Raw genomic sequence first — 26879 nt, 5'->3', positions numbered from 1 at the left:
GGTTGGACGCGACGCCGCGCCCCTCGGTTCCCGGCCTAGCCGGTGGGGCCGGTGGGACGGAAGAAGCCCTGGAACCCCATCCCGCTGTTCGTGGTCCGGATCGGAGACAGCTGCACCGGGTCGCCGGCCTCGACCATGAGGCCGTTTCCGACGATCATCGCGACGTGCCCGTCCCACACCGCGAGGTCGCCGGGCTGCACCGCGCTCGCCTCGACGGGGGTGCCGACGTCCTGCTCCTGCGCAAGGCGCGGAATCTGCACACCGGCCTGCCCGTACGCCCACTGGGTCAGGCCGCTGCAGTCGAGGCCCTGCCCCGGTGCGGTGCCACCCCACACGTAGGGCGTGCCCTGCTGGGAGAGCGCGTGACGGACCGCCTCGGCCGCCGCCCGATTGGGTGCCACGGCAACGCTGCCGTCGGGCAGCCGCACCTCGGTGCCGTTGCCGCCGAAGGCCCGCAGCTCGCCGGCCGGTGAGGCGGCCGGATCGCCGGCCGTCGGTGCTGCCGGTGCGGGCTCCGAGGGCATCAGCTCCGCCATCCTGGTCGTCTGCTCGGCGAGCGACGAGGTGACCCGGGTAAGCACGTCGAGCCCGGCCGCGATGTGCTCGATCGCCGCGACCAGCAACATCATCTGCCCCTGCGGTAGCGCCGCCAGGGGAGCGGAGCGCTCGGCCAGCGTCGTGAACGATTCGATCAGCCGGGCGATTTCGGCTGCACCGGTCAGGACGGTCGTGGTCGCGTCCGCCGCGACGTCGGCGATGGCCGTCCCGCGATCGGCGGCGGCGACGAGGTCGGCGAGCGCCCGCTCGCCGCTGCGCACGGCCGTCTCCGCCGCGGCCCCCGCCCAGTCCCACGCGAGTTCGCCCAGCGCAGCCCGGCCCACCGAGTGCACGCCGTCGACCAGTTCGGCGCACGACCGCAGCACGGCGGCCGGGTCGGTGCCGACGGCTCCGGCGCCGAACGCCGACAACAGCTCGGCCAGGGGAGCGGTGAGCAGATCCGCCCCCGGCGCCGCGGTCACCGCGGGGCCCCGGCGGCGTTCAGCCGTGCCGCCTGGGCGGCGACGACGCGTTCGTAGGCGGCCGCGGTGGCACCCGCGATCGCGCCCATGGCGTCGAAGGTGTCACCGAGACGGGTCAGTTCCGCTCCGTGGCCGCGGTGGGTGGCCGCGAACGCGGCGAGGAACTCGGCGCCGACCGGGCCGAACACCGTCGCGAGCGGTGCCGGATCGGCCGCGCGTGCGTCGGCGGCGGCGTCGTGCAGCCGCTCGCCCAGGGCCGCGGCGGTGTGCCCGAATGCCGCGATCGTCCCGGGCCGGGCGCGTACCACCTCGTGGTTGCCGTTGCCGGTGCCTGCGTCCATTCGGCCTGCTCCCCTCCGTGGAAACGGATCGTCCTTCCACCGCTTGGACGCAGCGGGCGGCGGCCCGGTTCCCTGCGGCCCCGCGGTACGGACGCCACGGGCGAGCGCGTCCCGCTGTCCCGCCACGCAGAGGGCGAATTTGTTCCCCGTCACGGGGTGTGGGACCGTGGACGCGAGCCTGCCTCACCGGGCTCCCGGACGAGAGGCGCCGTACCCGGTGTGCGACAAGACGGCCCGTCGGAGGCTGTGATGTCGTGGTTGGTTCTGGTGGTGTCCGGGGTGCTGGAGGCGGTGTGGGCCACCGCGTTGGATCGGTCCCGGGGACTCAGCCGGCTCGGCCCGTCGGTGGTGTTCGTCGCGGCGTTGGTCGCGAGCATGGCGGGACTGGCGTATGCCATGCGCCGGCTGCCGGTGGGGACGTCCTACGCGGTGTGGGTGGGGATCGGTGCGGTGCTCACCGTGGCGTTCGCGATGGCCACGGGCGAGGAGGCGGTGTCGGCGTCGAAAGTCGTGTTCCTGGGCATGATCGTCGGGGGCGTGATCGGGCTGAAGCTGGTGCACTGAACCCGTTCCGGAGGGACACCGCAACCGTCGGGGCCGGCCGCGAGGAGCACCGGCCCCGGAACCGGGCGCACGAATCCGCGCACGGCAGTGGCGGATCGGCCGTCACGGCGTGCGCGCGCCGGCGCCGTCGGGTCGTCGCGGCATGAGGAAGAAGACCAGCACCGCGACGACGAGCGGCAGCGCCGAGACGATCAGCATGGTGGTCGCGACGCCCTCGGTGAAGTCGACGCCGAGGGTCAGCCCGTGGGCGAGCTGCACCAGGTTGGGGTCGTACCCGGTGGGGCCGCCGCTGTGGGACATCGTCATCGTGACGGCGTGCTCGGCCTGCTCCGCCTCCTGGACCGAGATGCCGCGAGTTTCGGCGTCCTCGAGCACTTCTCGCCGGTAGAACGCGTCGAGCAGCAGGATGTAGACGGTCGGGCCGAGGGCGTAGCCCATCATTCCGAACGCCGGCTGGACGGCGGCGATCGACCCGGTGTTGCCGGTCTCGGCCTGCGAGAGGATCGTGTCGGCGGTCGCGGTTCCGGCCACGAATCCGCCCAGATTGCTGGTCCACGTCGCCACGACGAGCGCCGCGACCGTCATCGTCGGGGCGACCGTCGCCGCCGTCACGAGGCCGCTCAGCACGATGACCAACAGTCCGGTCACCAGCACCGGGCGCGCGGTGTGCGCGGCGATCATCCGGCCGGCCAGCACGCTCGCCGCGGCGATCACGAGCGTGCCGGGAAGGTACAGCAGTCCGACGGCCTGCGAGGACATGCCCAGCACGTAGTCGCCGAGCTGGCCGAGCACGGTTCCCAGACCGGCCGCGAGCAGGTTCACGGTCAGGACCGCGAGCACCGCGAGGACGAAGGCGCGGCGCCCGAACAGCGACAGGTTCAGGGCCGGCTCCGGCGTCCTGCGTTCGTGCCACACGAACGTCGCGGCGGCGGCGACGCTGACGCTCAGAGGCACCCAGGCGCGCGGTTCGGTGAGCCCGTCGGGCACCGCTCCGATCCCCGCCACCAGGCCGAGCAGCGCCACCCCGAACAGACTCACACCGAGGACGTCGACTCCGCCCGCGGCCCGGCGCGGTGGTTCGTCGACGAACCGGACGATCAGTGTCAGCGCGAGCAGCGCGAGCGGCGGGGTGACGAGGAACAGCGATCGCCAGCCGAACGTCTCCACGACCCACCCGCCGACCGCCGGAGTGATGCCGTACAGGACCGTGTCGACGGCCATGAGGACGCCGAGAGCCGTCGACCGCAGTTCGGCCGGGACGGAGGCGGTGACGAGCGCCAGCGACAGTCCCAGCAGCGCGGTCAGCGCCAGGCCGTCCAGGAAGCGCATCAGCAGCAGCACCGGATAGTTCGGCGCCAGCGACGACAGCAACCCGACGGCGATGTTGGCGACGAGGGCCCACACGAGCATGCGCGCGAGCCCGAACCGGTCGCCGAGAGTCCCGACCGCGAGGACGGATGCGGCCACCATGAGGGTGGAGGCGGCGGCGAGCATCCCGATCCGGTCGGCGGGAACGTCGAGACCGCGGCCCACGGTGGACAGATTGAGGGTCAGCATCAGCGGGTCGACGGCCGCGATCGCGTAGGCGATCGCGGGACCGAGAACGGTCAGGAGGATCCGGCCGGTGAGGCGCGGCGCGGCCTCGGCGCGTTCGGCCATCACGCACACCCCGTCCTACTCGATGAAGCCCTTCTCCACGAGCCAGTCGTAGGCCACCTCGGCCGGCTCCCGGCCGTCGACGTCGATCTGCCCGTTCAGCTCGATGAGGGTCTCGTCGGTCAGCTCCCGGGTGACGGGTGCGAACAGGTCGGCGATCTGCGGATTCTCGGTGAGGGTCTCCTCGCGGACGACGACGGCCACGTTGTAGATGGGGAAGAACGTGCGGTCGTCCTCGAGCACCGCGAGATCGAGCGCCTCGATCCGTCCGTCCGTGGTGAACACCTCCCCGAAGTTGCATTCGCCCCGGGCCGTCGCCTCGTAGATCGCCCCGGTGTCCAGGGTCTTGATGTTCTCCCGCGGGACCCCGGAGCCGAGGGGGATCCCGTACGTCTCGAGCATCGGCTGCAGGCCGTCGTTGCGGTTGGCGAACTCGGATTCCACGCAGAAGGTGCGTTCGGCGACCGGGATGTTCGCGATGTCGGAGAGGGAGTCCACGCCGAGGCGCTGGGCGTTGCGGCTGGTGGCCGCGAAGCCGTAGGTGTTGTTCATGGGGGCGGGCGGCAGCCACGCCAGATCGTTCTCGCGCAGGTCCTCGTCGCGTACGGCCTGGTACTGGGCCTGCTCGTCCGGGATGGCCTCCTCGTGTCCGAGGTAGGCGATCCAGGCCGTTCCGGTGTACTCCCACTGGAGGTCGACCTGTCCCTCGAGCTGCGCCTGGCGGGAACTGGCGCTGCCGGGGATGTTGGTCAGATCCGTGACGTCCGCACCGGCCGAGCGCAGAAGGATCACCGCCATCTTCCCGAGCAGGACTCCTTCCGAGAAGTTCTTCGACCCGACCGCGACGCTCGCCCCGTCGAGCCGTTGGACGGACTGCAGGGGACCGGCGAGCTCGCCGGTGGGGACGAAGCCGCCGGCGGTTCCGAGTCCGCAGGCGGTCAGGGTCGCCGCGACGAGCAGGGATCCGACGATGCGGGGCAGCAGGATCCGGGTCACCGGCGCAGCCCCTTCGGTTGCACCGTGAGTTCGAGGACCCGGCCCGCCCAGTCGATGAGCAGGGCGAGCAGCGCCACGAGCAGGGCCCCGCTGACGAGCACCGGATACCGGAAGAGGGTGATGCCGGTGACGATGAGGGAACCGAGGCCGCCGGCGTTGATGAACGTGGCCAAGGTGGCGGTGCCCACGAGCAGGACGAGGGCGGTGCGCACGCCGGTCATGATCACCGGTACGGCGAGCGGCAGTTCGACGCGCAGCAGCACCCCGGCGCCGGACATGCCGATTCCGCGGCCGGCCTCGACGAGCGTGGGGTCGATGCCCTCGATCCCGGTGATCGTGTTCCGCAGCACCGGAAGGACGGCGTACAGGGTCAGGGCGACGACCGCCGTGCCGAATCCGAAGCCGAGCCAGATCGCGAGCAACACGATCAGGCCGATGGCCGGGGCCGCCTGGCCCGCGTTGGCGATCCCCACCGCCACGGGTGCGAGTGCGCGTGACCTCGGCCGGGTCAGGGCGATGCCGAGCGGGACGGCCACCGCCACGACGAGGATCGCCGAGACCACGGTGAGCCCGACGTGTTGCCAGAGCAGGGTCGTGATCGTGGTCCAGTCGAGTTGCCGGGCCTCGATCGAGTCGAGGTCGGCGTTGCCCCGCCACAGTGCCCACGCGGCGAACACCACTGCCACCAGGACGGGGATGACGACGAGCAGCCCCGTGTTCTCACGCCCCGCGCCGGCGTCGCGCGAGCGTGTCCCGGTTCCCGCGGCGCGCGACGGCGCGGCCGGCTCGGCGTCGAGGCTCATATGCGGCTCCCGGTGTCGTCGGCGCCGGGCCCCGCCGAGCGTGGACCGGTGGGGCGGATCCGGTTGGTGACGGACTCGAAGTTCACCAATCCGAGGAATTCGTCGTGCCGGCCGGTCACGATCGCGGCCCCGTGCGCCGAGGTGAGCATCGCGTCGAGCGCATCGTTCAACGTGGCGTGCCGATCGAGCGTGATCACGCCTTGCGGTTCGCCGGCCGGGACGGACTCGGCGCCCTCGAGCTCGTGCACCCACAGCCACGCCACCGGCCGCCGTCGCTGGTCGAGGACCACGACGGTGTCGTCGTCGTTCGCCGCGGCGCGGGAGACAGCTTCGGCGGCGGGGCTTCCCACGGTGGCGGTGGTGCCGTCGACGAGGTCGAGGTCGTCGACCCGGCTGAGGGACAGCTGCTTGAGGGTGGACCCGGCGCCGACGAACTTCTCGACGAACCGGTTCGCCGGTGCCGAGAGGATCACCTCGGGGGTGTCGTACTGGGCGACGTGCGCGCCCTCCTCCATGATCAGGATGCGGTTGCCCAGCTTCACGGCCTCGTCGATGTCGTGGGTGACGCACACGATCGTCTTGCGCAGTTCCTCGTGGATGCGCAGCAGCTCGTCCTGCAGCCGGTGCCGGGTGATCGGATCGACCGCCCCGAACGGCTCGTCCATCAGCACCACGGGCGGGTCGGCGGCCAGGCCCCGCGCGACGCCGACCCGCTGCTGCTGGCCGCCGGAGAGCTCCCGCGGGTACCGGTCGCAGTACTTGCCGGGATCCAGGTTGACCAGTTCGAGCAGCTCCACGACCCGGTCCGCGGTCCGTCGCTTGTCCCAGCCCAGCAGCCGGGGCACGATCGAGATGTTCTGGGCGACCGTCATGTGCGGGAAGAGGCTGCCGCCCTGGATCACGTACCCGATCCGCCGGCGCAGGTCGTCGACGTCCGCGGAACGGACGTCCTCACCCCCGATCAGGATGGTGCCGGAGGTGGGTTCGACGAGCCGGTTGATCATCTTCAGAGACGTGGTCTTGCCGCAACCGGACGGACCGACGAACATCACGATCTCGCCCGCCGGGATGTGCAGGCTCAGTCCGTCGACGGCGGGCCGGGCCTGACCGGGGAAGGTCTTCACCACGTCGACCAGTTCGATGTCGGTGCCGCTGATGCCCCCGGCGGAATGTGCTGGCGTGTTCATCGGGCTCGGATTCCCTTCGAGACGGTGACCTTGCCGATCGCGAGGAGCAGTGCGTCGAGAGCGAGGGCGAGCACGACCACGCCCACCGTGCCCACGAGCGCGGAATTCAGGGCGTTGGCGCCACCGATCTGGGACAGGCCCGTGAAGATGAACGAGCCCAGGCCGGGGCCGAGGACGTAGGCGGCGATGGCGGCGACCCCCATGGACATCTGGGTGGAGACCCGCACCCCGGCGAGGATGACCGGCCAGGCCAGGGGGAGCCGTACGCGGGTGAGGGTGCCGACCTCGCCCATGCCGAGGCCTCGCGCCGACTCGACGAGCGCCCGGTCGACGCCCTGCAGGCCGACGACCGCGTTGCGCAGCACGGGCAGCGCCGCGTAGAACGCCACGGCGATGAACGCCGGGGTGACGCCGATTCCGACGAGCGGGATCAGGATGCCGAGCAGGGCGAACGACGGGATCGTCAGACCGATGGAGCTGAGCGCGTTCGCCACCGGTTCGAGCCGCGGGACGCGCGTGACGATCACCGCGATCACGACGGCGACGATCGTGGCGAGGAGGACGGCCTGCACGACCAGGCTCACGTGCTGGTAGGCGCTGAAGGCGATCTGTGCCTTCCGCTCGTCGACGAATTCCCACATGCGCACCCGTCCCGTCTCCCCGCACGCCCGACTGTCACGATGGCACACCTGCGGTGGGCTTCGGGCCGAGACGGAGAACCGCGACGGGGAACCCGGCAGGCACGGACCGTTGATCGCCGCCCGAGGGCGGGTGGTCCGCGGCCCCACTCGGCGGCAGGCACACGGTGGCCGCGTTCTATCCTTCCGGCATGGATTCGCTCGTCGTCGACCATCCGCTCGCCGCCGCTCTCCTCACGACCCTGCGTGACGAGCGCAGCGACAACGCCGCCTTCCGGTACGCGCTGCGCCGGCTGACCCAGATGCTGATCTACGAGGCGATCCGGGACGCCCCGGTGGAGCAGTTCGAGGTGCGCACGCCCGTCGCGACCACGACCGGTGTGCGCCTGCAGCAGCCCCCGCTGCTGGTGCCGGTGCTGCGCGCGGGGCTCGGCATGGTGGAGCAGGCGCACGCGCTGATCCCGCAGGCACGCGTGGGCTTCGTGGGGTTGGCCCGGGACGAGAAGACGTTCGAGCCGGTGCCGTACCTCGAGTCGCTCCCGGACGACCTGTCCGGCCTGCCGGTCTACGTGCTCGACCCGATGCTCGCCACCGGCGGCTCCATGGTCCACACGATCGAGCTGCTGGTCACGCGCGGAGCAACCGACGTCACCGCGGTGTGCGTGGTCGCGGCCCCGGAGGGGGTGGCGGCGCTCGCCGACTCCGGTCATCCGGTCCGGTTGGTGACCGCGACGATCGACGAGGGACTCAACGAGGACAGGTACATCGTCCCGGGACTCGGGGACGCCGGCGACCGCCAGTTCGGACCTCGCTGAGGCGGCTCGCGGATCCGCTTGCGCCGCACCGGCGATCCGGACCGACGCCGAGATAGTCTTGTATGTCCTCTTTGTCTGTTGTGTGACAGGATTACAATAGAGTTTCTTTTGGGATATGGTGCGGGTCGGCTCCGCGGCATTGCGCGCCTCGCCGGCATCCGGCCCGGAACCCGCGAAACCGCAGGACAGGAAGAGATTCCGGTCGCGGTGCCGGACGTGAGGGGGGTCCGGTCCGGAGCGGCGGTGTGTCCGGCCGATTCCGTCTCGTTTCGGCGAAGATGATCAACTCGCCTTCCGGACGGGGCTTCTGTGGTTACGCTCGCCGAGATCGGTTGGTTCGTCCACTGCCCTCGACCGTCCACGAAAATGAGGTCCGCTCGATGATCAACACCTTCTCCGGCAACAGGTTTCGACAGTGCGCCCGGGCCACCGCACTCGGTGCGGCCGCAGTGCTGGGCATGGTGGTGGGGTCCGGCAGTGCCGGAGCCGCTGTCGACAATGCCCGGACGCTGCCCCTCGGCAACAACAACGCCATCGAAGTGCTCCAGGCCGACACGTCGATCCAGTCCTATCCGCCGCTCGACAGCTCGCCCGTCAGCTTCGAGTTCTTCCACGACGAGGTCGTATCGGTCAACATCACCGGACCGGACGCGGATTCCTTCCAGGACACCAAACTGACCATCGGATACCAGATCGGCTACCCGGTCGCCCTCAACGGCGCCGTCGTGCACATCTTCACCCCCAGCCTCGACTGGGAGGTCGGCAACGACGTCGGCGTCAACGTCGAACTGGCCCCGGAGTTCGCCCTCGGTCTCGACGCGAGCACCGGCGCGACGATCGGCGGCTCGCTCATCCCCTCCCAGGAGATCGAGGTCGACCTCGCGCCCGGCGGCATCACCGACGTGACCTTCGTCCAGGACATGGAGTTCGACGGCAGGGCGGCGACCGTCCGGCTCGCGGGAGTCCACGGCTCGGTCTCGGGAGCGCTCGGCCCGGTCACGATCCGGCCGTACGCCAGGGCTGTCACCTCGAACAACGACACCGTCGTCACGTACGGGGTGCCGCACCGCCTTTGAGAATCGTCGTCGCTCCGGTGCCGGCGGTGACCGCGACACGCGGGCACCGCCGGCACCGACGTGCGTGGTTACCCGTCGCTCAGCGCGGATGCCCACGCGCGCAACGCCCGTAGGCGCGCCGTCGCGCCGCCGCGGTCACCGTCCGGGGCGACCGCCTCGAGATAGCACTTGAGCTTCGGCTCGGTGCCCGAGGGCCGCACCACGACGCGCACCGACGCCCCCTCGAGTACCACCGCGTCCGTGCGCAGCGGGCCGGCCGCCGTCGCGAGGTCGGTGGCCGTGACCGGCTCCCCGGCGAGTTCGGCCGGCAGCGCGGACCGCAGCCGGCTCATGATCGCCCCGATCCGCGCGAGGTCGGTCACCCGGATCGAGACCTGATCGCCGAGATGCAGCCCGAACTCGCGGTACAGGGCGTCGAGAGCGTCGACGAGCGTGCGCCGCCGGGTCTTCAGCTCCGCGGCGTAGTCCGCGACGACGATCGCCGTGGCGATGCCGTCCTTGTCGCGCACCGCATCCGGGTCGACGCAGTGTCCGAGGGCCTCTTCGTACGCGTACACCAGCCCGTCGCCCGCGCGGGCGAGCCACTTGAAGCCCGTGAGGGTCTGCGCGTAGCGGGCGCCCCGCGCGGCGGCGAGCTTGCCGAGCAGGGACGAGGAGACGATCGTCGTCGCCACCAGTGCACCGCGCGGGGCCCCCGCGAGAATCCGGTCGCCCAGCAGCACCCCGGTCTCGTCGCCACGCAGCATCCGCCAGCCGTCGGGCGTGGGGACGCCCACGGCACACCGGTCGGCATCGGGATCGAGGGCGACGGCGATGTCGGCGCCGACCTCGGCAGCGAGCGCGAGCAGGGCGTCGGCGGACCCCGGCTCCTCCGGGTTGGGGAACTCGACGGTGGGAAAGCGCGGGTCGGGCGCGAACTGTGCGTCGACGACATGCACGTCGCCGAAGCCGGCCGCGCGCAGGGCGGCCACCGCGGTCTCCCCGCCGACGCCGTGCAGCGGCGTCAGCGCGACGCGGAGTTCCCGCGCCGCGGAGCGCGGCAGCGACGCGACGCGCGCGAGATACCGTGCCACCAGTTCGTCCCCCGCGGGTGCGACGGTGACGCGCGGCACCGACGCCGCGTCGCCGACGGCGTCGATCGCCGCCTCGATCTCCCGGTCGTCCGGCTCGACCAGTTGTGCGCCGCCGCGGGTGTAGACCTTGTAGCCGTTGTCCGTGGCCGGGTTGTGCGACGCGGTGATCTGCACACCCGCGACCGCGTCGAGCGTCCGCACGGCGTACGCCGTCACCGGGGTCGGGAGCGGGCGCGGCAACGCCACGACGTCGAAACCGGCGGCCGCGAGAACCTCTGTGGCGGCGGCGAAGAACTCGGCCGATCCGGTGCGCGCGTCGCGGCCGACGACCACGGTGCCGCCGCCGGAGCCGCGCGCGTCGAGCCAGCGGGCCAGGCCCGCGGTGGTGCGGACGACCACGTCCTCGTTCATGCAGTCCGGGCCGTCGCCGACGGGGCCGCGCAGCCCGGCGGTGCCGAAGCGCAGGGTCACAGCCGGCCCGCCAGCTCACGCAGCAGGTCGCCCATGCGGGTGGCGGCGGCCCGTCCCGCCGCAAGGACCTCGTGGTGGTCGAGGTGCTCGCCGGTGATCCCCGCCGCGGCGTTGGTGACCAGGGAGATGCCGAGGACCCGGGCGCCGGCGGCACGCGCGGCGATGGTCTCGTGGACGGTGGACATGCCCACCAGGTCCGCGCCGAGGGTGCGCAACATGCGGATCTCGGCGGGGGTCTCGTAGTGCGGGCCGGGCAGGCCGGCGTACACGCCCTCGCCGAGGGTGGGGTCGATCTCGCGAGCGAGGGCGCGCAACCTCGGGCAGTAGGCGTCGACGAGGTCGACGAACTGGGCGCCGACGAGCGGCGAGCGTCCGGTGAGGTTGAGGTGGTCCGAGATCAGGACCGGCTGACCGACCGCGTGATCGGGCCGGATGCCGCCGGCGGCGTTGGTGAGCACGACGGTGCGCGCGCCGGCGGCGACGGCGGTGCGCACCGGATGCACGACGCGGCTCAGGTCGTGCCCTTCGTAGGCGTGGGTGCGGCCCGCTAGGAGCAGCACCGGGGTCTCGCCGACCCGCACCGAATGCACGGTGCCCGAATGTCCTTCGGCGGTGGGCGGGGCGAATCCCGGCAGTTCGCTCATCGGAACGTCGGCGACCGCCGTGCCGAAGCGCTCCACCGCGGCGCGCCAGCCGGAGCCGAGCACCACCGCGACGGAGTGCTCGGGCACGCCGGTGCGCTCGGCGAGTGCCGCGGCGGCGCGGGCGGCCTCGGCAGGGGGGTCGGCGATGGCGTCGGGTGCTCCCATGTCGGTCGACCCTAGCGCCAACCGTGTTGTTACTCACCGGTAGGTTCTGGCGCTATCCTCTCCGCATGCCATACCTCGAACGCGACGGCGACGTCTTCGTCCTCCACCTCGGCGACCGCTCCGGCGGCGACACCGAGAACCGCTTCCACCCCGACTGGCTCTCCGCCGTCCACGCGCTGCTCGACGAGGTCGTCGCGCACGACGGCCCCGCGGCGCTCGTCACCGCGGCCACCGGGAAGTTCTGGAGCAACGGCCTCGACACCGACTGGATCTTCGGGAACCTCCCCGGGCTGCCGGGTTACCTCGATTCCGTCCACGAGTTGTACGGGCGGATCCTCACCTTCCCCGCGGCCACCGTCGCGGCGGTGCAGGGCCATGCGTTCGGTGCCGGTGCGATGCTCGCGCTGACCCACGACTTCCGCGTGATGCGGGCCGACCGCGGCTTCTGGTGCCTGCCCGAGGTGTCGCTGAACATGCCGTTCACCGTGGGGATGTCCGCACTGCTGCGCGAGCGGCTGCCGATCCAGGCCGCGGTCGAGGCGACCACGACCGGCCGCCGGTTCGGCGGTGGTGACGCCCTCGCGGCGGGCATCGTCGATCGCGCCGTCGACGGCGACACCGTGCTGGCCGCCGCCGTCGAGCGGGCTGCCGCCCTGACCGGCACCCGGGGTGCCAACCTGGCGGGCATCAAGCGCGGTCTGCACGCGCCGCTGATCGCGGCGCTCGAGACGAAGACGGACGAGTCGAACTTCCGCCTCGGGTGAGGTGCCCTCGTTCCGCCCGTGCCAGACTGAGCGGGTGACGAGCGATGCGGACAGGGCGATCGAGGCTGCGTCGGACGGCCTGATCGCCCTGTCGCATTCGATCCACGCCGAGCCGGAGCTGGCCTTCGACGAACACCGCAGCGCCGCGAAGATCGTCGAACTGCTGCGCGGCGGCGGATTCGAGGTCCGCACCGGGATCGCCGATCTGCCCACCGCGTTCGACGCCCGGTTCGGCAGCGGGGAACTCGTCGTCGGCATCTGCGCCGAATACGACGCCCTGCCCGGCATCGGGCACGCGTGCGGGCACAACATCATCGCCGCCGCCGCCGCCGGCGCGGGCCTGGGTCTCGCCGCGGTCGCCGACGCCCTCGGCATCACCGTCCGCGTCATCGGCACGCCCGCCGAGGAGACCGGCGGCGGCAAGGTGCTCATGCTCGAGCGCGGCGTGTTCGCCGACGTCGGCATGGCCCTGATGGTGCACCCGGGCCCGTTCGACATCACCGGGGCGACGTCGCTGGCCCTCGCCGACATCGCCGTCACCTACACCGGTCGCGAGGCGCACGCCTCCGCCGCCCCCGAATACGGCCGCAACGCCGCCGACGCCGCGACCGTCGCGCAGGTCGCCGTCGGCCTGCTGCGTCAGCATCTGCTGCCCGGCCAGCAGATCCACGGCATCGTCAGCGACGGCGGCACCGCCCCGAACATCGTGCCCGCGCACACCGAACTGCTGTACTACCTGCGGGCGACGACCGCGGACTCCCTCGCCGACCTGTCCGAGCGCGCCGGGAACTGCTTCGCCGCCGGGGCTCTCGCCGCCGGCTGCACGCACGAGATCCGCACCGTGTCGCCGACCTATACCGAACTGACTCCCGACCCGTGGCTGGTCCGGGCTTATCGTGAGGAGATCATCGGTCTCGGGCGCACGCCGCTGCCCGTCGAGGAGGAAGGATCGCGCCCGCTGGGCAGCACGGACATGGGAAACGTGACGAACGTGGTGCCGGGTATCCACCCGGTGATCGGTCTCGACTCGGGTGGGGCGGTGACCCACCAGGCGGCGTTCGCCGCCGCGTGCGTCACCGCCTCGGCGGACCTCGCCGTCCTCGACGGCGCCCGCGCGCTCGCCGCGACGGCGGCCCGGGCGGCGACCGATCCCACGCAGCGTGCACGGCTGCTCGAGAACGTGGCGCGCCGATGAACCCGTACATCGAGAAGTGGCTGGGCGAGCACACCGACGACCTGTCGGCGTGGCGCCGGCACATCCACGCCAATCCCGAACTGGCCCGTCAGGAGTACGCCACCACCGAGTTCGTCGGGAGCACGCTCGCCGCCGCCGGGCTCGAGCCGAAGGTGCTGCCGCGCGGCACGGGCCTGATCTGCGATCTCGGCCCCGAGGGCCCGCGGATCGCCCTGCGTGCCGACATGGACGCGTTGCCCATGCAGGAGCTGACGGGCCTGCCGTTCGCCTCCACCGTGCCGGGCGTGACACACGCCTGCGGGCACGACGCACACACCACCGTCCTGCTCGGCACGGCGCTGGCGCTGCACTCGGTGCCCGAGCTGCCGGTGGGTGTGCGGCTGATCTTCCAGCCGGCCGAAGAGGTGATGCCGGGCGGTGCGCTCGACGTGGTCGCCGCGGGCGCGCTCGAGGGGGTGGCCCGGATCTTCGCGTTGCACTGCGATCCGCGGCTCGAGGCGGGCCGGGTCGGGGTGCGGGTCGGGGCGATCACCTCGGCCGCCGACACGGTCGAGCTGGTCCTCGACTCGCCGGGCGGGCACACCTCCCGCCCGCACCTGACGGGCGATCTGGTGTACGGGCTCGGCACCGTGATCACCGGGCTGCCGGGCATGCTCAGCCGGCGCATCGACCCGCGCACGAGCACGGTGATGGTGTGGGGCGCGGTGACGGCGGGCAAGGCCGCGAATGCGATTCCCCGCACCGGCATGCTGACCGGCACCGTCCGCACCGGCGACCACGAGACCTGGGAGCTGCTCGAGCCGATGGTGCGCGAGATCGTGCACGGTCTGCTCGCGCCGACCGGCCTGAGCTACGAGCTGGACTACCGGCGCGGTGTGCCGCCCGTCGTCAACGACGAGGTGTCGGCCCGGATGGTCGAGGACGCGGTGCGCGCGATCGACCCGGACGCGCTGGCGGACACCCCGCAGTCCGGGGGCGGCGAGGACTTCTCCTGGTACCTCGAGCAGGTTCCGGGGGCGATGGCCCGGCTGGGTGTGTGGCGGGGGACCGGGCCGAAGCTCGACATCCACCAGCCCGACTTCGATCTCGACGAGCGGGCCCTGGCCGTCGGCGTACGGGTGATGACGAACCTGGTCCTGGGATCAGGTTAGGCTTGCACAACCTGTACGTTGCCTGTGAGTCGTCGCTCACGCCAGGAGGTCCGGATGCATTTTCGACGCAGAGCTGTCGCCGTACTGTCGGCCGGGGTCGTCGCCGCCGTGTTGGCCGCCTGCGGCAGCGACTCGGGATCGGGTGAGTCCGAGGGCGGTTCCACCGGTGCGCTCACCCTGTACTCCGGGCGCAGCGAGAACCTGGTCGGGCCGCTGATCGACCAGCTCGAGGGCACCCTCGGCTTCGAGGTCGACGTCGTCTACGGCAGCACCCCCGAGATCACCGGAAAGCTGGTCGAGGAGGGCGGCTCCTCGCCGGCCGACGTGGTGTTCACCCAGGACGCCGGTGCGCTCGGCCTGCTGGACCAGGCGGGGCTGCTCGAGACGCTGCCGGCGTCGGTGACCGAGCTGGTTCCCGCCGACTACCGCGCCGCCGACGGCACCTGGGTGGCGACCTCCGCGCGCGCCCGCGTGCTCGTCTACAACGACGAGAAGGTGCAGCCGCAGGATCTGCCCACCGGCATCGACGGCCTGCTGGACCCGAAGTGGAAGGGCCAGATCGGCTTCGCCCCGACCAACGCGTCGTTCCAGGCGTTCGTCACCGGGCTGCGCGTCGCGCGCGGCGAGGACGGGGCCCGCGCCTGGCTCGAGGCCTTCAAGGCCAACGAGCCGGTGGCCTTCGAGGGCAACGGCCCGCTGATGGAGGGTGTGGACACCGGCCAGGTCACCCTCGGCCTGACCAACCACTACTACTGGTACGGCCTCGCGGACGAGCGCGGTGCCGAGAACCTGAACGTGCAGGTCTACTACTTCCAGGCCGGTGATCCGGGCGCGCTGGTGAACATCGCCGGGGCCGGCGTGCTGAAGACCACGGACCAGAAGGAGCAGGCGGAGCAGTTCGTCGCCGCGCTGCTCTCGCCCGAGGCCCAGGCCTACTTCGCCGACGAGACGGCCGAGTACCCGGTCGTCGAGGGCGTCGAGACCAAGGACCAGCTGCGTCCGCTGTCGGAGATCGGCAACTCCGACATCGAACTCGCCGAACTCGCCTCGCTCGAGCAGACCCAGGCGTTGCTGCAGGAGCTGGGATTCATCTGATCCAGCTCGCCGCTCTCCGTCCCACCCGGCGCAGCCGGCCCGTTCTCACGCTGGCTGCGCTGGGTGTCTCGGTGTTCGCGCTCGCCCCGGTGGCGCACCTGGTCATGCGTGCGTTCGCAGACGGCCCCGACCGCGTGTGGTCGCTGGTGTTCCGGCAGCGCACCCTCGATCTGGTGTGGCGCAGCGGCATTCTCGCGCTCACCGTCACCGTCGCCTGCCTCGTGATCGGCGTCACCGCCGCGTGGCTCACGGCACGCACCGACCTGCCCGGCCGGCGGTGGTTCGCCCTGGCGCTGAGCGTTCCGCTCGCCATCCCGTCGTACGTGTCCGGCTTCGTCTACATCGCCCAGTTCCCCGGCCTCGCGGGTTTCGCGGGGGCCGCGCTGGTCCTCACCGCGGCGAGCTTCCCGTACGTGTACCTGCCGGTGTCCGCCGCGCTGGCCTCGGTCGATCCGGGACTCGAGGAGGTGGCCCGCACCCTCGGCCGGTCCCGGCTGCGCACGACGCTCACCGTGACCCTGCGTCAGGTGTGGCCGACCGCGGCGGCCGGCGGCCTGCTGGTGGCGCTGTACACCCTCAGCGACTTCGGCGCCGTCGCGCTGATGCGGTACGAGGCCTTCACCCTCGCCATCTACGGCAGCTACCGGGGGCTGCTCGACCGCACCCCGGCCGCGGTGTTCGGCTTGGTGCTCGTCGTTCTCGCCGTCGCGCTGACGGTCTCCGAGCGCCGGGTGCGCCGCGGGGCCACCGCGCGCGTCGGTTCCGGCGCCCCACGAGCCGCCGCGGCCGTGCCGCTGGGCGGGCAGCGGTGGACGGCCCTGGCGTTCCTCGCCGTCGTGCTGGTGGTGAGCGTCGGCGTGCCGCTGGCCGGACTCGCGCGCTGGCTGTGGTTCTCGCAGCAGGCGGCGATCGACTGGGCGGGGATCTGGACGGCGACGACGTACACGCTGTGGGTGGCGGCCCTGGGGGCGTTGCTGACGACGGCGCTGGCCCTGCCGGTGGGCACCCTGGCGGCGCGTTCGACCTCGCCGGTGGCGCGGTTCACCGAGAGCGCCTCCTACGTCGGGTTCGCGCTGCCCGGCATCACCGTGGGTCTGGCCCTGGTCTTCTTCGGTATCCGGCTGCTGCCGCAGTGGTACCAGCACACCCCGATGCTCGTGATCGGCTACGCGGTGTTGTTCCTGCCGCTCGCCGTCGGGTCGATCCGCGCGGCCGTCGCCTCGATCCCGCTCGGCCTCGAGGACGCGTCCGCGACCCTCGGCAGCGGACGGCTGCGGACCGGCGTCCGGGTGATGATCCCGCTGGCCGCGCCCGGTGTCGTGGCGGGCGCGGCGCTGGCGTTCCTCACCATCGCGAAGGAACTGCCCGCGACGTTGTTGCTCGTGCCGATCGGGGAGGACACCCTGGCGTCACGGATGTGGAAGTACACCGAGACCCTCGAATACGGTTCGGCGGCCCCGTACGCCGCGATCCTGGTGCTCATCGCCGCGCTGCCGTCGCTGGTGCTGGGTCGACTGTTGCGGGGCCGGGTCGATGCGGAAAGTGGCGGTGAGGAATGAGCGGGCTCTCCATCGAGGGCGTATGCGCCCGGTACGGGCGGACCGAGGTCGTCAGCGACGTCTCGCTGACGGTGGAGCGAGGCGCGTTGCTGGCCGTACTCGGGCCCTCGGGCGGGGGCAAGACCACGCTGCTGCGCGTCGTCGCGGGTCTGCACCCGGCGAGCGCGGGGCGCGTCGTCGCGGACGGACGCGACCTCACGGCTCTGCCGCCGGAGCGCCGGGGGGTGGGGCTGGTGCCGCAGGAGGGTGCGCTCTTCCCGCATCTGAGCGTGGCGCGCAACGTCGGCTACGGGCTGGTGCAGCCGACGTGGCGATCGATGGTGCGGCAGAAGTCCGTCCGGCACCGCCGCGTGGCGGAACTGCTCGACCTGGTCGGCCTGGCCGGCACCGGTCAGCGCAAGCCGTCGCAGCTGTCCGGCGGCCAGCAGCAGCGCATCGCGCTGGCGCGGGCGCTGGCCCCGAACCCGTCCGTCGTACTGCTCGACGAGCCGTTCAGCGCCCTCGACGCCGGGCTGCGGGCCAGTCTGCGCGCCGAGGTCCGCGCCCTGCTGCGGGACCAGGAGGTCGCCTCCGTGCTGGTCACCCACGACCAGGCCGAGGCCCTGGCCATCGCGGACACGGTCGCGGTGATGCTCGGCGGGCGTGTCGCCCAGGTGGGCACCCCGGAGGAGGTCTATCGGTGGCCCGCGACGCTCGAGGTGGGCGCATTCGTGGGGGATTCGGTCGTGCTCGACGCCGATGCGGACGGCGACCGCGCGCACACGGTGATCGGTGCGGTCCCGCTCGCCGCCCCGGCCCACGGCAAGGGTCACGTGCTCGTGCGCCCGGAACAGGTGCAGGTCGCCGCGGCCGACGAGCCGTCGAAGTTCACCGTGCTCGACATCGCCTTCGGCGGGGCACTGACGGAGGTGCGGGTGACCGGCGCCGGGCAGACGATCCGGGCGCAGCGGGCCGCGTCGCACGACGTGCAGGCCGGGGATCCGGTGACGCTACGGGTCGGCGTCCCCGTGCCGTTCTACCCGGACCGGCCGGCCGGGGACTAGAAGCTGTCGGGCCGGCCCGGCCCGACGTTGCGGCTGTTGCGGGTGCGCAGGTCGCGCACGTAGTCGGCGGGGGCTCCCGCGATCTCGGCGGCGTCGGCCATCACGCCCAGGTAGCGGGCCGACGGCAGGCCGCCCTCGTACGCGTCGAGGACGTACAGCCAGGCGAGCACGGGACCGTCGTCGGTGTCCACGCGCAGCCGGATCTTGCGGTGGATGCCGAGTTCGGAGCCCTCCCACCGGTCGAGGCTGCGTTCGTCCTCGTCGGGTACGTCGTACAGCACCACGAACACCTTCGAGTCGGGATCCTCGACGACGGTGGCGAGCGCACCCTCCCAGCCGATGTCGCCGCCGCTGAACGTCAGCCGCCAGCCGTGGAGCCAGCCGGTTCCGGCCATCGGCGAATGCGGGCAGCGCTGCAGCATCTGCTCGGGATGCATGTTGGAGCCGTAGGCGGCGTAGATCGGCACGGGGTACAGGCTAATGGCTGACCGTCCGGCGCAGGACACGGGGCGCTGGCCGCTGCGTGGCCGAGTCCGCGTGCGCAGGACGGGGCCGGTGGCATAGCGTGTCTGCGGACGTTCGGCAACCCCGGCGCCCGCACACCCGGACCGAGGACCATCTCGGAATCGATACAGAGGAGAACAATGACCCGGATCGTGATCATCGGCGGCGGCCCTGCGGGCTACGAGGCGGCGCTGGTGGCGGCTCAGTACGGCGCGACCGTGTCACTGATCGATTCGGACGGGGTCGGCGGTGCCTGCGTGCTCTTCGACTGCGTGCCGTCCAAGACGTTCATCGCGTCCACCGGCATCCGCACTGACATGCGCCGAGCCGCCGACCTCGGCGTCCAGCTCGAAAGCTCCGGGGTGGCGCTGCCCGAGGTCAACGCCCGGGTCAAGAGCCTCGCCCGCGCGCAGTCCGCGGACATCCGCACCAAGCTCGAGGCGGCCGGCGTGCAGTTGCTCAGCGGCCGCGGCGAGCTCATCGACAGCCAGGTCGGGATGGCGGCGCACCAGGTGCGCGCCAACCTCTTCACGGGCGAGGAGCGGATCCTCGACGCCGACGTCGTGCTCATCGCGACCGGCGCGAGCCCGCGGGTGCTGCCCGGCGCGGAGCCGGACGGCGACCGCATCCTCAACTGGCGTCAGCTCTACGACCTCGACGCGCTGCCCGAGCACCTCGTGGTCGTCGGTTCCGGTGTCACCGGCGCCGAATTCGTCTCCGCCTACACGGAGGTCGGTGTCCAGGTGACGCTGGTCTCGAGCCGCGACCGGGTGCTGCCGCACGAGGACGAGGACGCCGCCCTCGTGCTCGAGGACGCCTTCGCCGAGCGGGGCGTGAACCTGGTCAAGCACGCCCGTGCCGACGCCGTCGAGCGCACCGCGAACGGGATCCGGGTCAAGCTGGCCGACGGGCGCATCGTCGAGGGCAGCCATGCCCTGATGACGGTCGGCTCGGTGCCGAACACCTCCGACCTCGGGCTCGAGAAGGTCGGCCTGCAACTCGACCGGGGCGGTTACCTCCAGGTCGACCGGGTCTCGCGCACGTCCGTCTCGGGTATCTACGCCGCCGGCGACTGCACCGGGCTGCTGCCGCTGGCGTCGGTGGCCGCGATGCAGGGCCGCATCGCGATGTACCACGCCCTCGGCGAGGGGGTGAGCCCGATCCGGCTCAAGACCGTCGCCTCGGCGGTGTTCACGCGGCCCGAGATCGCCACGGTCGGCGTCAGCCAGGCCGCGATCGACAACGGCGAGGTGCCGGCCCGCACCGTGATGCTGCCGCTGCACACCAATCCCCGTGCGAAGATGTCGGGGCTGCGCCGCGGCTTCGTGAAGATCTTCTGCCGTCCCGCCACCGGCGTCGTGATCGGTGGCGTGGTGGTCGCCCCCACCGCCTCGGAGCTGATCCTGCCCATCGCGATCGCGGTGCAGAACAATCTCAGCGTCGACGATCTCGCCCACACCTTCTCGGTGTACCCGTCGCTGACCGGGTCGATCACCGAGGCGGCGCGCCAGCTGATGCGGCACGACGACCACCTGGACTGAGACACGAGGGTCGGGCGCTCGTGACCCGTCCGGCGACGGTGCGGTCGAGCGGGAGGTGTACGCGCCCAGCGGGAGCTTGTCGTCGGCCTCTCTCGGCCGACGCCGCAGTCATGGCCCGCTCGGCGCGACACACTCCCGTTCGGCACCTCGCGTCTCGCTCGGGCGCCCGGCCGCGCCGCCGCAGGACGCCTTCTCATAATATGAGAAGCGCGTTTCAAGGAGTGGGTGACGGTGCTACGGTCGGACGCGACGGCCGGATCCGGTCCGCCCATCGACACCCTCGCGCCTACCGCGGACCCGGGACGAAAGAGGTGTTCTCCCAACCTGTCCAGGAGTCCTCGTGCCCGTCGACCACATTCTGCGCCCCGCCCGCCGCATGCGCGGCCTGCGCAGTTCCGCCATCCGTGATCTGCTCGCCCTGACCGCCCGACCGGACGTCCTCAGCCTCGCGGGCGGGCTCCCGGCGCCCGAGCTGCTGCCCACCGCGGAGATCGCCGACGCGGCCGCCACCGTGCTCCGTGACCCGGCTGCCGCCCAGTACGCCGCGACCTCCGGTCGCGGGGACCTGCGCGCCGTGCTCGCCGAGCGGGAGGGCGAGCGGCTCGGCCGCGCCGTCCACCCGGACGAGGTCGTCGTCACCCACGGCTCCCAGCAGGCGCTGAGCCTGCTCGCTCAGGTGCTGCTCGACCCGGGTGACACGGTGATCGTCGAGGAGCCCGCGTACACCGGTGCGCTGCAGGTCTTCCACGCCGCCGAGGCTCGCGTGGTCCCGGTACCGCTCGACGACGACGGCATGGACACGGAGGCGCTCGAACGCCTCCTGGCGGCGGGGGAGCGGCCGGTGCTCGTGCACACCGTCGCCACGTTCCACAACCCGCGCGGGGTTGTGTTGTCCGCGGCTCGGCGCCGGCACCTCGCGGCCCTCGCCGACCGGTACGGATTCCGCGTCGTCGAGGACGATCCGTACGGCGAGCTGTGGTTCGGACAGGCACCTCCGGCGCCCGTCGCGTCCTGGTCGGACCGCGTCGTCCGGCTCTCGAGTGCCTCGAAGACCCTCGCCCCGGCATTACGGGTGGGCTGGCTGCACGGCGACCGGCGGCTGTGCGCGGCCGTGGAGCTGCTGAAACAGGGCGCCGATCTGTGCGGCTCGTCCCTGACCCAGGCGATCGCCGCCGCGCTCCTCGCCGACGGGCCCTGGTACGCCGGGCATCTCGACCGGCTCCGGGGCACCTACGGCGCCCGGGCCACGGCGCTGTCGACCGCCCTCGCCGCGGAGTTCGGCGACGCGGTCGTCTCCTCCGCCGTGCGCGGCGGCATGTTCACCTGGGTGCGGTTCGCCGGTGAGCTCGACACGGCCGAGTTGCTGCCCGTCGCGGCCGAGCACGGTGTCGCGTTCGTGCCGGGGACCGCCTTCGCGGTGTCCGGGGACCACGGTCGCGCTGCACGGCTGTGCTTCGCCACCGCCGGGGAGGCCGACCTCGCCGAGGCGGCGCGCCGGCTCGGCCGCGCCGTGCGCGCCCTGCAGCACAGGACGGCCCGTGCGTAACGCGGCTCAGGCCCAGCCGTAGGTCCGCTCGACCGCCTTGTTCCACTCGGCGTAGAGCCGCTCCCGCTCGGCGGCGTCCATTTTCGGTTCCCAGGTGCGGCCGGCCGCCCAGTTGCGCCGGATGTCGTCCTCGCCGTCCCAGAAGCCGACCGCCAGGCCCGCCGCGTAGGCCGCGCCGAGCGCGGTGGTCTCGGCGACCACGGGCCGGACCACCGGGGCGCCGAGGATGTCCGATTGGAACTGCATCAGGGTTTCGTTGACGACCATCCCGCCGTCCACCTTCAGGGTGTGCAACTCGACGCCGGAGTCGGCGTGCATCGCCTCGATCACCTCGCGGGTCTGGTAGGCGGTCGCCTCGAGCGCGGCGCGCGCCAGGTGCCCCCGGTTGACGAAGCGGGTGAGCCCGGCGATCACGCCGCGCGCGTCGGGGCGCCACCGCGGCGCGAACAGGCCGGAGAACGCCGGCACGAAGTACGCGCCGCCGTTGTCGGGGACGGTCGCGGCGAGATCCTCGATCTCCGCGGCCGTGCGGATGAGCCCGAGATTGTCGCGCATCCACTGCACGAGCGACCCCGTGACCGCGATCGAACCCTCGAGGGCATACACCGCCGGGGCGTCGCCGACGCGGTAGCAGACGGTGGTCAGCAGCCCGTGCTCGCTCCGGACCGGCGTCGTCCCGGTGTTGAGGAGCAGGAAGTTCCCGGTCCCGTAGGTGTTCTTCGCCTCGCCCGGCGACAGGCACGCCTGGCCGAACGTCGCGGCCTGCTGGTCGCCGAGGATGCCCGCCACCGGGACGCCGGCGAGCGGCCCGCGTTCGCGGGCGTACCCGTAGATCTCCGACGAGCTGCGGATCTCCGGCAGCATCGACATCGGGATCCCGAAGTCCGCGCAGATGTCCGGATCCCATTGCAGCGTCTCGAGATTCATGAGCATCGTGCGAGAGGCGTTGGTGACGTCGGTGAGATGCACTCCCGGCTGCCGGTTGCCCGCGCCGGTGCCGCCGGTGAGGTTCCACAGGATCCAGCTGTCCACCGTCCCGAACGCGAGCTCGCCGGCCTCCGCCTTTTCCCGGGCGCCCTCGACGTTGTCGAGGATCCACCGCACCTTCGGGCCCGCGAAGTACGTCGACAACGGCAGGCCCGTGGCCTTGCGATACCGGTCCACGCCCGCGTCGCCGGCGAGCTGCTCGACCAGGCGATCGGTGCGGGTGTCCTGCCACACGATCGCGTTGTGGACGGGCCGGCCGGTGGAGCGTTCCCACACGACCGTCGTCTCGCGCTGGTTGGTGATGCCGATCGCGGCGATGTCGGCGCGTGTCAGATCCGCCTTCGCCAGGGCCAGGGCGGCGACTTCGCGGGTGTTGAGCCACAGCGTTTCCGGATCGTGTTCCACCCAGCCGGCGCGGGGGAGGATCTGCTCGTGCTCGGTCTGGGCCCAGGCCACGATGCGGCCGTCGTGGTCGAAGATGATGCAGCGGCTCGATGTGGTCCCCTGATCGATCGCGGCGATGTATCGGGTCACGGCAACCTCTCCGGGCGTATGGTTCGGGACGGCAGTCTGCGGACGAACCTACTAGCCTGAGTGCGGAAACGTCGGCGACTCACGGGAGCGATGCGGTGACCAACCAACCAGGCGTCCAGATTCTCGGGCCGCAGCAGCGCCGTGACGCGTGGCGACGGCTCGGTTCGGAGCAGTTCGACGTGGTGGTCATCGGCGGCGGCGTCGTCGGCGCCGGTGCCGCCCTGGACGCCGCCACCCGCGGGTTGAAGGTCGCCCTCGTGGAGGCACGGGACTTCGCCTCCGGCACGTCGAGCCGCTCGTCGAAGATGTTCCACGGTGGGCTGCGCTATCTCGAGCAGCTCGAGTTCGGGCTCGTCCGCGAGGCGCTGCGGGAACGCGAGCTGTCGCTCTCGACGCTGGCGCCGCATCTGGTCAAGCCGTTGAAGTTCCTCTTCCCCCTCACCCACCGGGTGTGGGAGCGCCCGTACATTGCCGCGGGCATCTTCCTGTACGACCGGATGGGCGGCGCCAAGTCCGTGCCCGCGCAGAAACACCTGACCCGCTCCGCGGCGCTGCGCATGGCGCCCGGGCTCAAGCGCGACTCGCTCGTGGGCGGGATCCGGTACTACGACACCGTCGTCGACGACGCCCGTCACACCATGACCGTCGCCCGCACGGCCGCGCACTACGGCGCCGTGGTGCGGACCTCGACCCAGGTGGTCGGGTTCCTGCGCGAGGCCGACCGCGTCTCCGGCGTGCGGGTGCGCGACTCGGAGGACGGGTCGGTCACCGAGGTGAAGGGGCACGTGGTGATCAACGCCACGGGGGTGTGGACCGACGAGATCCAGGCCCTGTCCCGGCAGCGCGGCCGGTTCCGGGTGCGCGCCTCGAAAGGCGTGCACATCGTGGTGCCGCGCGACCGGATCGTCAGCGACTCGGCGATCATCCTGCGCACCGAGAAGTCAGTGCTGTTCGTGATCCCGTGGGGCAGCCATTGGATCATCGGCACCACCGACACCGATTGGAACCTCGACCTCGCCCACCCGGCCGCGACGAAGGCCGACATCGACTACATCCTCGACCACGTGAACCGGGTCCTGGTCGTCCCGCTGACCGACGACGACATCGACGGCGTGTACGCGGGCCTGCGGCCGCTGCTGGCCGGGGAGAGCGACGAGACGTCGAAGCTGTCGCGCGAGCACGCCGTCGCCCGGGTCGCACCCGGCCTCGTGGCGATCGCCGGCGGCAAGTACACCACCTACCGCGTGATGGCCGAGGACGCCGTCGACCTGGCGGCGGAGGACATCCCCGCGCGGATCGCCCCGTCCATCACCGAGCGGGTGCCGCTGGTGGGTGCCGACGGCTATTTCGCGCTCGTGAACCAGACGATGCAGCTCGCCGAGCGGTACGGCCTGCACCCGTACCGGGTCAAGCATCTGCTCGACCGGTACGGGTCGCTGATCGACGAGATGCTGGAACTGGCGGCCGACCGTCCCGAGCTGCTCGAGCCGCTCACGGATGCGCCGCAGTACCTGCAGGTGGAGGTCGTGTACGCGGCGGCCGCGGAGGGAGCGCTGCATCTCGAGGACATCCTCGCCCGCCGCACCCGCATCTCCATCGAGTACCCGCACCGCGGCGTGCACTGCGCCGAGCAGACGGCCCGCCTGGTCGCCCCCGTCCTCGGCTGGGATGCCGCGACGGTGGAGCAGGAGATCGCGACCTACCGGGCCCGGGTCGAAGCGGAGATCCGCTCGCAGAGCCGGCCCGACGACGAGTCCGCCGATGCGCTGCGGGCCGCCGCCCCGGAGGCCCGCGCGGAGATCCTCGAGCCGGTCCCGACGGGCGTCTGAGGCGCCACCGGCGCGCGTCCCAGCCCTGTCGGTGGCCGGGAAGGTCAGTGGCCGGGAAGGTCAGTGGCCGGGAAGGTCAGTGGCCGGGAAGGTCAGTGGCCGGGAAGGTCAGTGGGTCAGGATGACCTTGACGAGCACCACGGTCGCGGCAACCGCGGTGAGTGCGACGGCACTCACCAGTGAGGTGCGCCCCGGCCGCTCCCCGTTGAGCCGGCCGATGACGAAGACGATGCCACCGATCCGCAGCAGCACGGCGACCTCGGCGAGCAGCTGGGCCGTGCGCGGCTCGAGCCAGCCCAGCCAGCCGAGTCCCAGGATCACGCACGGCAGGACCGCCGAACTCAGGATCGGCACCGAATTGCGCAGTTCGGCGATCTTCTCCGCCCGGGTCAGCGGGGTCCCCTGGCGCACGGTGTGCCCGACCGCCTCGGCGAATGCGTGGGCGACGAACGTCGACAGCGCCGTACCGAGCACGATCGCGATGCCGACGTACTTCGGGCCGGTGATGATCGGTACCAGCGCCGCGAGCACCAGGACGTTGCCGTAGATGTAGGCGCTGATACGGCTGGCGGCGTTGTCCCGGTCCAAAGGTGTGCGCCGGGAGAACAACGGACCGTGCAGGAGCGCGTGGGCATCGGAGTCCATGCCGACAAGGGTGACAGACGGCGGTCGCACGGAGCCTGCGACCGCACACATCCGCTGCGTCCGGGCCGCGGCGTAGGATCCGACGACGCAGGTGGTCGACGACGGGATCGCGGTGGTGGAGAGGGTGCGACGGCGCTGGGGCGGCACCGACATGGCGGAACGCCGGCGGGCACGCCGCGACGCGCTGCTCTCGGTGGGCATCGATCTGCTCGGCGCGCCCGAGGGGCCGGCGGTCAACGTGCGCGCCGTGTGCCGGGCGGCCGGACTGACGGAACGGTACTTCTACGAAAGCTTCGACGACCGGGACGCGTTCGTGCGCGCCGTGTATGCCGCCGTCGGCGAACGGGTGCGCACGGCGCTGGAGGCCGCGGTCGGTACGGCCCCGCGACCGGGGGATCTTCCCGAGGCGGCGGTCCGGGCCTTCGTCGAGCTGATCGTCGACCGCCCGGCCCTGGGCCGGGTGCTGCTGCTCGGCCCGCTGCGGGAGCCGTCGCTCGGTGGTCAGGGACTCGACCTCGCTCCCACGTTCGTGCTGCTCGTCCAGCAGCAGCTCACGGCGATCGCCGACCGCGAGGAGCGGCACATGGTGGCGGTCGGGCTCGTCGGGGCGCTGACGAGCCTGTTCATCGGCTATCTGGACGGCACCGTCGCGGTGTCGCCGGAGCGGTTGGTGCGGCACTGCGTGGGCCTGCTCGTCCAGGCCGGAAGTGTAGAGCCGCAGGCGGAGGGGTATTCGCGAGACGACGGCACGCTCGACGAAAGGAGGGGCATCATGCCCAGGTCGTCGATCAAGGACGAGAAGCTGTATCAGGAACTGCGCGACGACGGCGCCTCCAAGGAGAAGGCCGCCCGGATCTCGAACGCGGCGGCGAAGCGCGGCCGGTCCTCCGTCGGCCACAAGGGCGGTACGTCGGGGTCCTACGAGGACTGGACCGTCGACGAGTTGAAGAAGAGGGCCAAGGAGCTCGGGATCTCGGGCTACTCGTCCAAGCGCAAGGGCGAGCTCATCGACGCGCTGCGCAACCACTGAGCTGCGCA

25 protein-coding genes, 1 pseudogene and 1 riboswitch are annotated in these 26879 nt (G+C 72.0%); of the genes and pseudogenes, 14 read left to right on the top strand and 12 right to left on the bottom strand.

The window, feature by feature from the left end:
* Window positions 1–35: 35 nt before the first annotated feature.
* On the bottom strand, window positions 36–1019 hold the full coding sequence (locus tag ISO16_RS07330; RefSeq protein WP_006939668.1) for a C40 family peptidase: 984 nt from the start codon (window positions 1017–1019) through the stop codon (window positions 36–38).
* Window positions 1016–1360: a hypothetical protein gene (locus ISO16_RS07325; RefSeq protein WP_029544711.1), complete on the bottom strand. Its 345-nt coding sequence runs from the start codon at window positions 1358–1360 to the stop codon at window positions 1016–1018. Before ISO16_RS07325 ends, ISO16_RS07330 begins: the two co-directional genes overlap by 4 nt.
* A gap of 171 nt (window positions 1361–1531) precedes the next feature.
* Window positions 1532–1599, top strand: a riboswitch (guanidine-III (ykkC-III) riboswitch).
* A 10-nt stretch (window positions 1600–1609) separates the two neighbouring features.
* Between ISO16_RS07325 and ISO16_RS07320 the strand changes: the two genes are divergently transcribed.
* Window positions 1610–1924 (top strand): DMT family transporter, encoded by a 315-nt coding sequence (locus ISO16_RS07320; protein WP_006939659.1) that lies wholly within the window; start codon window positions 1610–1612, stop codon window positions 1922–1924.
* Window positions 1925–2026: 102 nt separating this feature from the next.
* Here the strand turns inward: ISO16_RS07320 and ISO16_RS07315 are convergent, their stop codons facing one another.
* The 5 genes from ISO16_RS07315 to ISO16_RS07295 are packed head-to-tail and all read right to left on the bottom strand — an operon-like array spanning window position 2027 to window position 7207.
* Window positions 2027–3583: an MFS transporter gene (locus tag ISO16_RS07315; RefSeq protein WP_072635618.1), complete on the bottom strand. Its 1557-nt coding sequence runs from the start codon at window positions 3581–3583 to the stop codon at window positions 2027–2029.
* 15 nt (window positions 3584–3598) lie between these two features.
* The gene (locus ISO16_RS07310; protein ID WP_006939655.1) at window positions 3599–4576 is read right to left on the bottom strand and encodes a glycine betaine ABC transporter substrate-binding protein; all 978 of its coding nucleotides are present in this window, start codon (window positions 4574–4576) and stop codon (window positions 3599–3601) included.
* Window positions 4573–5379 (bottom strand): ABC transporter permease, encoded by an 807-nt coding sequence (locus tag ISO16_RS07305; RefSeq protein WP_043801414.1) that lies wholly within the window; start codon window positions 5377–5379, stop codon window positions 4573–4575. The genes ISO16_RS07310 and ISO16_RS07305 overlap by 4 nt, the downstream gene beginning before the upstream one ends.
* Window positions 5376–6566: an ABC transporter ATP-binding protein gene (locus tag ISO16_RS07300; protein ID WP_072635617.1), complete on the bottom strand. Its 1191-nt coding sequence runs from the start codon at window positions 6564–6566 to the stop codon at window positions 5376–5378. Before ISO16_RS07300 ends, ISO16_RS07305 begins: the two co-directional genes overlap by 4 nt.
* Window positions 6563–7207 carry an ABC transporter permease gene (locus tag ISO16_RS07295; protein ID WP_072635637.1) on the bottom strand — a complete coding sequence of 215 codons (645 nt, stop codon included), beginning with the start codon at window positions 7205–7207 and terminating at the stop codon, window positions 6563–6565. Before ISO16_RS07295 ends, ISO16_RS07300 begins: the two co-directional genes overlap by 4 nt.
* Before the next feature lie 188 nt (window positions 7208–7395).
* Between ISO16_RS07295 and upp the strand changes: the two genes are divergently transcribed.
* Both upp and ISO16_RS07285 read left to right on the top strand, forming a co-directional pair.
* The gene (upp, locus tag ISO16_RS07290; protein ID WP_029544701.1) at window positions 7396–8019 is read left to right on the top strand and encodes a uracil phosphoribosyltransferase; all 624 of its coding nucleotides are present in this window, start codon (window positions 7396–7398) and stop codon (window positions 8017–8019) included.
* Between the two features lie 380 nt (window positions 8020–8399).
* Window positions 8400–9095: an MspA family porin gene (locus ISO16_RS07285; protein ID WP_072635616.1), complete on the top strand. Its 696-nt coding sequence runs from the start codon at window positions 8400–8402 to the stop codon at window positions 9093–9095.
* A 68-nt stretch (window positions 9096–9163) separates the two neighbouring features.
* On the opposite strand, the gene ISO16_RS07280 is transcribed toward ISO16_RS07285, so the two are convergent.
* Together ISO16_RS07280 and ISO16_RS07275 are read right to left on the bottom strand one after the other, a co-directional pair.
* Window positions 9164–10639 carry a phospho-sugar mutase gene (locus tag ISO16_RS07280; RefSeq protein WP_029544697.1) on the bottom strand — a complete coding sequence of 492 codons (1476 nt, stop codon included), beginning with the start codon at window positions 10637–10639 and terminating at the stop codon, window positions 9164–9166.
* A complete protein-coding gene (locus tag ISO16_RS07275) occupies window positions 10636–11448 on the bottom strand; it encodes a purine-nucleoside phosphorylase (protein WP_006939640.1) in 813 nt (270 codons plus the stop codon). Before ISO16_RS07275 ends, ISO16_RS07280 begins: the two co-directional genes overlap by 4 nt.
* A gap of 65 nt (window positions 11449–11513) precedes the next feature.
* Between ISO16_RS07275 and ISO16_RS07270 the strand changes: the two genes are divergently transcribed.
* From ISO16_RS07270 to ISO16_RS07245, 6 genes are all read left to right on the top strand, one after another.
* Window positions 11514–12212: an enoyl-CoA hydratase/isomerase family protein gene (locus ISO16_RS07270; RefSeq protein ID WP_006939639.1), complete on the top strand. Its 699-nt coding sequence runs from the start codon at window positions 11514–11516 to the stop codon at window positions 12210–12212.
* Window positions 12213–12246: 34 nt separating this feature from the next.
* Window positions 12247–13407, top strand: coding sequence for a M20 family metallopeptidase (locus tag ISO16_RS07265; protein ID WP_065923430.1), 1161 nt, complete (start codon window positions 12247–12249; stop codon window positions 13405–13407).
* The gene (locus ISO16_RS07260; RefSeq protein ID WP_006939637.1) at window positions 13404–14558 is read left to right on the top strand and encodes a M20 family metallopeptidase; all 1155 of its coding nucleotides are present in this window, start codon (window positions 13404–13406) and stop codon (window positions 14556–14558) included. The genes ISO16_RS07265 and ISO16_RS07260 overlap by 4 nt, the downstream gene beginning before the upstream one ends.
* Window positions 14559–14612: 54 nt before the next feature.
* Window positions 14613–15653, top strand: coding sequence for an iron ABC transporter substrate-binding protein (locus tag ISO16_RS07255; RefSeq protein WP_006939636.1), 1041 nt, complete (start codon window positions 14613–14615; stop codon window positions 15651–15653).
* Window positions 15654–15757: 104 nt separating this feature from the next.
* Window positions 15758–17212 carry an ABC transporter permease gene (locus ISO16_RS07250; RefSeq protein ID WP_170914114.1) on the top strand — a complete coding sequence of 485 codons (1455 nt, stop codon included), beginning with the start codon at window positions 15758–15760 and terminating at the stop codon, window positions 17210–17212.
* Window positions 17209–18255, top strand: a complete 1047-nt coding sequence (locus tag ISO16_RS07245; RefSeq protein ID WP_050035483.1) for an ABC transporter ATP-binding protein — start codon at window positions 17209–17211, stop codon at window positions 18253–18255. Before ISO16_RS07250 ends, ISO16_RS07245 begins: the two co-directional genes overlap by 4 nt.
* Here the strand turns inward: ISO16_RS07245 and ISO16_RS07240 are convergent.
* On the bottom strand, window positions 18252–18722 hold the full coding sequence (locus tag ISO16_RS07240; protein WP_006939627.1) for a gamma-glutamylcyclotransferase: 471 nt from the start codon (window positions 18720–18722) through the stop codon (window positions 18252–18254). The genes ISO16_RS07245 and ISO16_RS07240 overlap by 4 nt on opposite strands.
* 177 nt (window positions 18723–18899) lie before the next feature.
* On the opposite strand from ISO16_RS07240, the gene ISO16_RS07235 reads away from it, so the two are divergent.
* The gene (locus tag ISO16_RS07235; protein ID WP_006939626.1) at window positions 18900–20300 is read left to right on the top strand and encodes an NAD(P)H-quinone dehydrogenase; all 1401 of its coding nucleotides are present in this window, start codon (window positions 18900–18902) and stop codon (window positions 20298–20300) included.
* 376 nt (window positions 20301–20676) lie between these two features.
* Entirely contained in the window at window positions 20677–21846 is a 1170-nt protein-coding gene (locus tag ISO16_RS07230; RefSeq protein ID WP_072635636.1) for an aminotransferase-like domain-containing protein, read from the top strand.
* Window positions 21847–21852: 6 nt separating this feature from the next.
* Here ISO16_RS07230 and glpK read toward each other — a convergent pair whose 3' ends face one another.
* Window positions 21853–23367 (bottom strand): glycerol kinase GlpK, encoded by a 1515-nt coding sequence (gene glpK / locus ISO16_RS07225; protein WP_006939621.1) that lies wholly within the window; start codon window positions 23365–23367, stop codon window positions 21853–21855.
* A gap of 95 nt (window positions 23368–23462) precedes the next feature.
* On the opposite strand from glpK, the gene glpD reads away from it, so the two are divergent.
* On the top strand, window positions 23463–25196 hold the full coding sequence (gene glpD, locus ISO16_RS07220) for a glycerol-3-phosphate dehydrogenase (protein WP_006939620.1): 1734 nt from the start codon (window positions 23463–23465) through the stop codon (window positions 25194–25196).
* Between the two features lie 108 nt (window positions 25197–25304).
* Here the strand turns inward: glpD and ISO16_RS07215 are convergent, their stop codons facing one another.
* Window positions 25305–25841 carry a hypothetical protein gene (locus tag ISO16_RS07215; protein ID WP_006939619.1) on the bottom strand — a complete coding sequence of 179 codons (537 nt, stop codon included), beginning with the start codon at window positions 25839–25841 and terminating at the stop codon, window positions 25305–25307.
* Window positions 25842–25992: 151 nt separating this feature from the next.
* On the opposite strand from ISO16_RS07215, the pseudogene ISO16_RS07210 reads away from it, so the two are divergent.
* Window positions 25993–26544: pseudogene (locus ISO16_RS07210) on the top strand (TetR/AcrR family transcriptional regulator); the annotation flags it as partial.
* A gap of 69 nt (window positions 26545–26613) precedes the next feature.
* On the top strand, window positions 26614–26871 hold the full coding sequence (locus ISO16_RS07205; RefSeq protein ID WP_029544682.1) for a DUF7218 family protein: 258 nt from the start codon (window positions 26614–26616) through the stop codon (window positions 26869–26871).
* The last annotated feature ends 8 nt before the right edge of the window (window positions 26872–26879 follow it).

Origin of the sequence: Rhodococcus sp. M8 (assembly GCF_015654185.1) — a bacterium.
Classification (GTDB): domain Bacteria; phylum Actinomycetota; class Actinomycetes; order Mycobacteriales; family Mycobacteriaceae; genus Rhodococcus; species Rhodococcus aetherivorans.
This window is presented reverse-complemented; position numbering and strand designations above follow the sequence as displayed.

Excerpts from the sequence above, each read along its gene's own strand:
- ISO16_RS07325 (WP_029544711.1), bottom strand. The coding sequence starts at position 1,360 with ATGGACGCAGGCACCGGCAACGGCAACCACGAGGTGGTACGCGCCCGG.
- ISO16_RS07320 (WP_006939659.1), top strand. The coding sequence starts at position 1,610 with ATGTCGTGGTTGGTTCTGGTGGTGTCCGGGGTGCTGGAGGCGGTGTGG.
- ISO16_RS07315 (WP_072635618.1), bottom strand. The coding sequence starts at position 3,583 with ATGGCCGAACGCGCCGAGGCCGCGCCGCGCCTCACCGGCCGGATCCTC.
- ISO16_RS07305 (WP_043801414.1), bottom strand. The coding sequence starts at position 5,379 with ATGAGCCTCGACGCCGAGCCGGCCGCGCCGTCGCGCGCCGCGGGAACC.
- ISO16_RS07300 (WP_072635617.1), bottom strand. The coding sequence starts at position 6,566 with ATGAACACGCCAGCACATTCCGCCGGGGGCATCAGCGGCACCGACATC.
- ISO16_RS07295 (WP_072635637.1), bottom strand. The coding sequence starts at position 7,207 with ATGTGGGAATTCGTCGACGAGCGGAAGGCACAGATCGCCTTCAGCGCC.
- upp (WP_029544701.1), top strand. The coding sequence starts at position 7,396 with ATGGATTCGCTCGTCGTCGACCATCCGCTCGCCGCCGCTCTCCTCACG.
- ISO16_RS07285 (WP_072635616.1), top strand. The coding sequence starts at position 8,400 with ATGATCAACACCTTCTCCGGCAACAGGTTTCGACAGTGCGCCCGGGCC.
- ISO16_RS07275 (WP_006939640.1), bottom strand. The coding sequence starts at position 11,448 with ATGGGAGCACCCGACGCCATCGCCGACCCCCCTGCCGAGGCCGCCCGC.
- ISO16_RS07270 (WP_006939639.1), top strand. The coding sequence starts at position 11,514 with ATGCCATACCTCGAACGCGACGGCGACGTCTTCGTCCTCCACCTCGGC.
- ISO16_RS07260 (WP_006939637.1), top strand. The coding sequence starts at position 13,404 with ATGAACCCGTACATCGAGAAGTGGCTGGGCGAGCACACCGACGACCTG.
- ISO16_RS07255 (WP_006939636.1), top strand. The coding sequence starts at position 14,613 with ATGCATTTTCGACGCAGAGCTGTCGCCGTACTGTCGGCCGGGGTCGTC.
- ISO16_RS07250 (WP_170914114.1), top strand. The coding sequence starts at position 15,758 with ATGCGTGCGTTCGCAGACGGCCCCGACCGCGTGTGGTCGCTGGTGTTC.
- ISO16_RS07245 (WP_050035483.1), top strand. The coding sequence starts at position 17,209 with ATGAGCGGGCTCTCCATCGAGGGCGTATGCGCCCGGTACGGGCGGACC.
- ISO16_RS07235 (WP_006939626.1), top strand. The coding sequence starts at position 18,900 with ATGACCCGGATCGTGATCATCGGCGGCGGCCCTGCGGGCTACGAGGCG.
- ISO16_RS07230 (WP_072635636.1), top strand. The coding sequence starts at position 20,677 with ATGCGCGGCCTGCGCAGTTCCGCCATCCGTGATCTGCTCGCCCTGACC.
- ISO16_RS07215 (WP_006939619.1), bottom strand. The coding sequence starts at position 25,841 with ATGGACTCCGATGCCCACGCGCTCCTGCACGGTCCGTTGTTCTCCCGG.
- ISO16_RS07205 (WP_029544682.1), top strand. The coding sequence starts at position 26,614 with ATGCCCAGGTCGTCGATCAAGGACGAGAAGCTGTATCAGGAACTGCGC.